Origin of the sequence: Herbaspirillum sp. UBA812 (genome assembly GCF_002296545.1) — a bacterium.
GTDB lineage: Bacteria > Pseudomonadota > Gammaproteobacteria > Burkholderiales > Burkholderiaceae_D > Herbaspirillum > Herbaspirillum huttiense.
Genome location: NZ_DBIC01000047.1, coordinates 1 through 4,461 on the forward strand (window position 1 = coordinate 1; position 4,461 = coordinate 4,461).

General features: G+C 64.0%; 4 protein-coding genes. All 4 read right to left on the reverse strand.

What is annotated here, in order from left to right:
* Positions 1 to 959, reverse strand: a 959-nt coding sequence (locus B3873_RS02800) for an SPOR domain-containing protein (protein WP_286863922.1), incomplete at its 3' end; no start/stop codon positions are given.
* Positions 960 to 1,014: 55 nt separating this feature from the next.
* On the reverse strand, positions 1,015 to 2,328 hold the full coding sequence (gene folC, locus B3873_RS02805; RefSeq protein WP_134222964.1) for a bifunctional tetrahydrofolate synthase/dihydrofolate synthase: 1,314 nt from the start codon (positions 2,326 to 2,328) through the stop codon (positions 1,015 to 1,017).
* A 124-nt stretch (positions 2,329 to 2,452) separates the two neighbouring features.
* On the reverse strand, positions 2,453 to 3,322 hold the full coding sequence (gene accD / locus B3873_RS02810) for an acetyl-CoA carboxylase, carboxyltransferase subunit beta (protein ID WP_034331674.1): 870 nt from the start codon (positions 3,320 to 3,322) through the stop codon (positions 2,453 to 2,455).
* Between the two features lie 198 nt (positions 3,323 to 3,520).
* Positions 3,521 to 4,318 (reverse strand): tryptophan synthase subunit alpha, encoded by a 798-nt coding sequence (trpA, locus tag B3873_RS02815; protein WP_209534439.1) that lies wholly within the window; start codon positions 4,316 to 4,318, stop codon positions 3,521 to 3,523.
* Positions 4,319 to 4,461: the final 143 nt, after the last annotated feature.

A 4,461-nucleotide genomic window follows, 5' to 3' on the forward strand; every position in this document is an offset into this window, starting at 1 on the left:
GCGAAGGGGCCGACGCGAATGCGCGTGCGCTCTCCTGCCTCGGTTGCGATCTTTTGCGTGTACGAATGGATGCCGGCGGCGCTGAGCTTGTTGCGCAATTCATTGACCTTGTCCTGGGTGGCCAGCGCAGCCACCTGGATGACGAACTTGCCACCGGCCGCAGCCGGTTTCTTTTCCGCCGGGGCCGGAGCTGCAGCCGCACTGGCGGGCTTGCCTTCCAGAATGGCCAGCGCACGTGCGGCATCGTCGTCGGCAGTGTGCGCAGGCGCCTTGGGCTTGGCGGCTTCCTTCTTCGGTTCTTCCTTGTGCTCGGCCACGGCCGGCTTCTTTTCCTCGGCCTTGGGAGCGGGCTTTTCAGTATGCTTTTCCACCGGCTTGTCAGCCGGCTTCTCGACCACCTTGGGTGCCACGGCGGCCACCGGCGGCGTCACCGGCTGGGCCGGGGCAGCTTGCGTGGCCGCTGCTGCGGGCTCAGGGGCGATGCTGGACGGCTCGACGATCTCTTCCTTCTGGTCCAGCGAAGCCTGCTTGGCATCACGGCCACCCGGCTGGGCCACGCCGGAAGCCGGCTGGTCCTTGGACGGGATCTGGATGGCGATGTCGTCGTTGAGCGGCTTGGGCTCGGAATCGAGGATCATCGGCAACACGATCACCACGGCCAGCGTCAGCGCGACGGCACCGATCAGGCGGCGGCGGGCGCGTTTCTTTTCCGGCAACAGCGGATCGGCGGCAGCATCCTTGCCGGCCTTGCTGCGGCTGCTGCGGGCAGAACCGGCGGCACCACCGGCCGCACTGCGGCTGCTACGGCTGCGGATGACGGAAGATTGCTCCTCGGAACGTGAACGGAAGGACCCTTGGTCAGCAGAAGAATCCTGCTTGTTTTTACGGAAAAACGAGAACAAGCCCATGCGGAGTCGTCTTGAATTGATCTGGAAATCGTGGAAAACCTGCCTGGCCACTCAGGTCCTGGCACCGCCTGGCAAGGGCGGCCGGCTCCGGAACGCGGGTTCGGAATCAGTGCAGACCAGGGCGGCGCGCCTGCATGACGCCGGCTACGGTCAGGAAGGACCCGAAAACCACAATTCTATCATTCTCCCCTGCTCTGCTTAATGCATTTGCATACGCCTCGGCCGGTGTAGTGAAGGTTTCTACGCTGCGCGCCGCGTCCCGCCTGAATTCCGGCTGCACGCCGGCCCCCAGCAGGGCTTCCTTGAGCTGTTGCGCGCTGGCCGCGCGCGGCAGCGGCAGGTCGGTGACGCACCAGTGGTCGATCTTGTCCTTGAGGTGGCCGATGACGCCTTCGATGTCCTTGTCCAGCATGGAGCCGAACACCGCATAGGTGTAGGGGTGGAAGCCCATGTTGTCCAGGTTCTGCGCCAGCGTGGCGGCCGCATGCGGGTTGTGGGCCACGTCCAGGATCACCAGCGGCTGGCCCGGCAGCACCTGGAAGCGGCCCGGCAGCTCCACCGTGGCCAGGCCGGTGCGCACTTCCTGGGCACCCACCGGCAACACTTCGCGCAGGGCTTCCAGCGCGGCCAGGGCGGCCGAGGCGTTGAGGATCTGGTTGGCACCGCGCAGGCTGGGATAGGCCAGCGAATTGCGGCGCATGCCGCGCCCGCCATAGGCCCATTGCTGCTTGTCGCCCTGGTAGTTGAAGTCGCGGCCCATGAGCCACAGGTCGGCACCGATCTTCTCGGCGTGAGCGATGAGCGACTTGGGCGGCACCGGGTCGCCGCACACGGCCACCTTGCCAGGACGGAAGATGCCGGCTTTCTCGAATCCGATCTCTTCGCGGGTCTCGCCCAGGTATTCGGTATGGTCGATGTCGATGCTGGTGACGATGGCCACATCGGCATCGATCACGTTGACCGCATCCAGGCGGCCGCCCAGGCCGACTTCCAGGATCACCACATCCTGCCGGGCATCGGCCAGCAGCTTCATGATGGCCAGGGTGGTGAATTCGAAATAGGTCAGCGAGATGTCGCCGCGCTGGGCCTCCACCGCCTCGAAGGCGGCGATCAGCTGGGCATCGCTGGCCATGTCGCCGGACAAGCGGGCGCGTTCATTGAAATGCAGGAAATGCGGCTTGATGTACAGGCCCACGCGATAACCGGCGCGCAGCAGGATCGATTCCAGCATGGCGCAGGTGGAACCCTTGCCATTGGTGCCAGCCACCATGATGACGGGGCAGTCGAAGCGGATGTCGAGCTTTTCCTTCACGGCCTGCACACGGTCCAGGCCCATGTCGATCTGCTTGAAGTGGCGTTGTTCCAGCAGGGCCAGCCATTCGTTCAAGGTGGCGGGAGTCGGGGAGGCTTGGGAAGTCATGGCGCGTCTCGGTCGGTGAAGCTGCTGCTCGAAAAACGGATTACGGATTACGGCTTGCGGATGTCGAAAAGACAAAGCCCGGATTTGCACTTCTGCAAATCCGGGCCTGAAGTATAGCGGCTAATCAGGAAACCGTTTCGGCGGACTGATTTTGCAGCAGGGCCAGCAGATGGGCGATTTCCTCGCGCATCTTGCGGCGGTCGACGATCATGTCGATGGCACCCTTGGTGACCAGGAATTCAGCACGCTGGAAGCCTTCCGGCAGCTTCTCGCGCACCGTGTTCTCGATCACGCGCGGGCCGGCAAAGCCGATCAGGGCCTTGGGTTCGGCCATCACCACGTCGCCCATGAAGGCGAAGGACGCCGAGACGCCGCCCATGGTCGGGTCGGTCAGCACGCTGATGAAGGGCAGCTTCTTTTCCGACAGCTTGGTCAGCATGGCGGTGGTCTTGGCCATCTGCATCAGCGACAGCAGGCCTTCCTGCATGCGCGCACCGCCGGTGGCGGTGATGCAGATGAAGGGGACCTTCTGTTCCAGTGCGGCCTGGGCACCGCGCGCAAAGCGCTCGCCGACCACGGAGCCCATGGAACCGCCCATGAATTCGAACTCGAAGCAGGCCACCACGACCGGCAAGGTCATGATGGCGCCGCCCATGACCACCATGGCGTCGGTTTCGCCGGTGGATTCCATGGCGTCCTTCAGGCGATCGGGGTACTTCTTGCTGTCCTTGAACTTCAGGGTATCGACCGGCAGGGCTTCCTGGCCGATCTCATAGCGGCCGCCTTCGTCGAGCAGGGCATCGAGACGAGCGCGGGCGCGGATGCGCATGTGGTGGCTGCACTTGGGGCAGACATGCAGGTTCGATTCCAGGTCGGTACGGTACAGCACGGCCTCGCAGGAGGGGCACTTGACCCACAAACCTTCCGGGATGGCTTTGCGGCTGGTGGAGCCGCGTTGAATCTGGGGTGGCAATAACTTCTCGAGCCAGCTCATAGAGACCTCATAGATGTTTCCGGTGGCGCGCATTGTACCAGAGCCCACCGGCGGCGGACGTAAAGCACGGTCATGCTTTCCGGCGAGCAAGAAAATGTACGCTGCCCGCTTGCGCCGAATCAAAAAACAAAGCCCCCGGACGCTGCCGGAGGCTCCTCATTGCGCTCCCCTGCCCTACCGGACCGGGGACGCTGCGGCTCAGGCGTCCAGCGCCTGGCGGATATCGGTGACGAAGGCTTGCACCGCTGCGCAGGCCTGGTCGTGCGGGGTGTTTTCCAATTCGGCAATGATGCGGCTGCCGATCACGACCGCATCGGCCACGCTGCCGACGGTGCGGGCGGTAGCGCCGTCACGGATGCCGAAGCCTACCGCGATGGGCAGCTTCACGTGCTGGCGGATGGCGGCGATGCGCTCGGCCACTTCGGCCGTGTCGATGTGACCGGCACCGGTGACGCCCTTCAACGAGACGTAATAGCAGAAGCCGCTGCTGACGGCCGCCACCTGGCGGATACGTTCTTCCGAGGAGGTCGGGGCCAGCAGGAAGATCGGGTCCATGCCCTTGGCCTGCATCTTTTGGGAGAATTCTTCACATTCCTCGGGCGGATAGTCCACCACGATGGTGCCATCCACGCCCGCCTCGCTGGCCGCTGCGATGAAGGCATCCACGCCAAAGCGTTCAATGGGATTGGCATAGCCCATCAGCACGATGGGGGTGTGGCTGTTGGTCTTGCGGAATTCACGCACGTAGCCCAGCACGTCGTGGGTGCTGATGCCGAATTTCAAGGCGCGTTCGCAGGCGCGCTGGATCACCGGACCTTCGGCCATGGGGTCGGAGAACGGCACACCCAGTTCGAGGATGTCGACGCCGCCGGCCACCAGTGCGTGCAGCAGCGGCACGGTCAGCTCGGGGGCCGGGTCACCAGCGGTAATGAAGGTAATGAGCGCCTTGCGCTTCTGCTCGGCCAGTTGGGAGAAGGTGGTCTGGATTCTGGACATGATGATATGAAGTTTTTTGTCGAAACTGCCGACCGGCTCCACAGAGCCGGTCGGCACGTGCGGGCAGGCCGGGGATCAACCCTGATGCTGTTGCACGGTATGCATGTCCTTGTCCCCACGGCCGGACAGGTTGACCAGCACGA

Excerpts from the sequence above, each read along its gene's own strand:
- trpA (WP_209534439.1), bottom strand. The coding sequence starts at position 4,318 with ATGTCCAGAATCCAGACCACCTTCTCCCAACTGGCCGAGCAGAAGCGC.
- accD (WP_034331674.1), bottom strand. The coding sequence starts at position 3,322 with ATGAGCTGGCTCGAGAAGTTATTGCCACCCCAGATTCAACGCGGCTCC.
- folC (WP_134222964.1), bottom strand. The coding sequence starts at position 2,328 with ATGACTTCCCAAGCCTCCCCGACTCCCGCCACCTTGAACGAATGGCTG.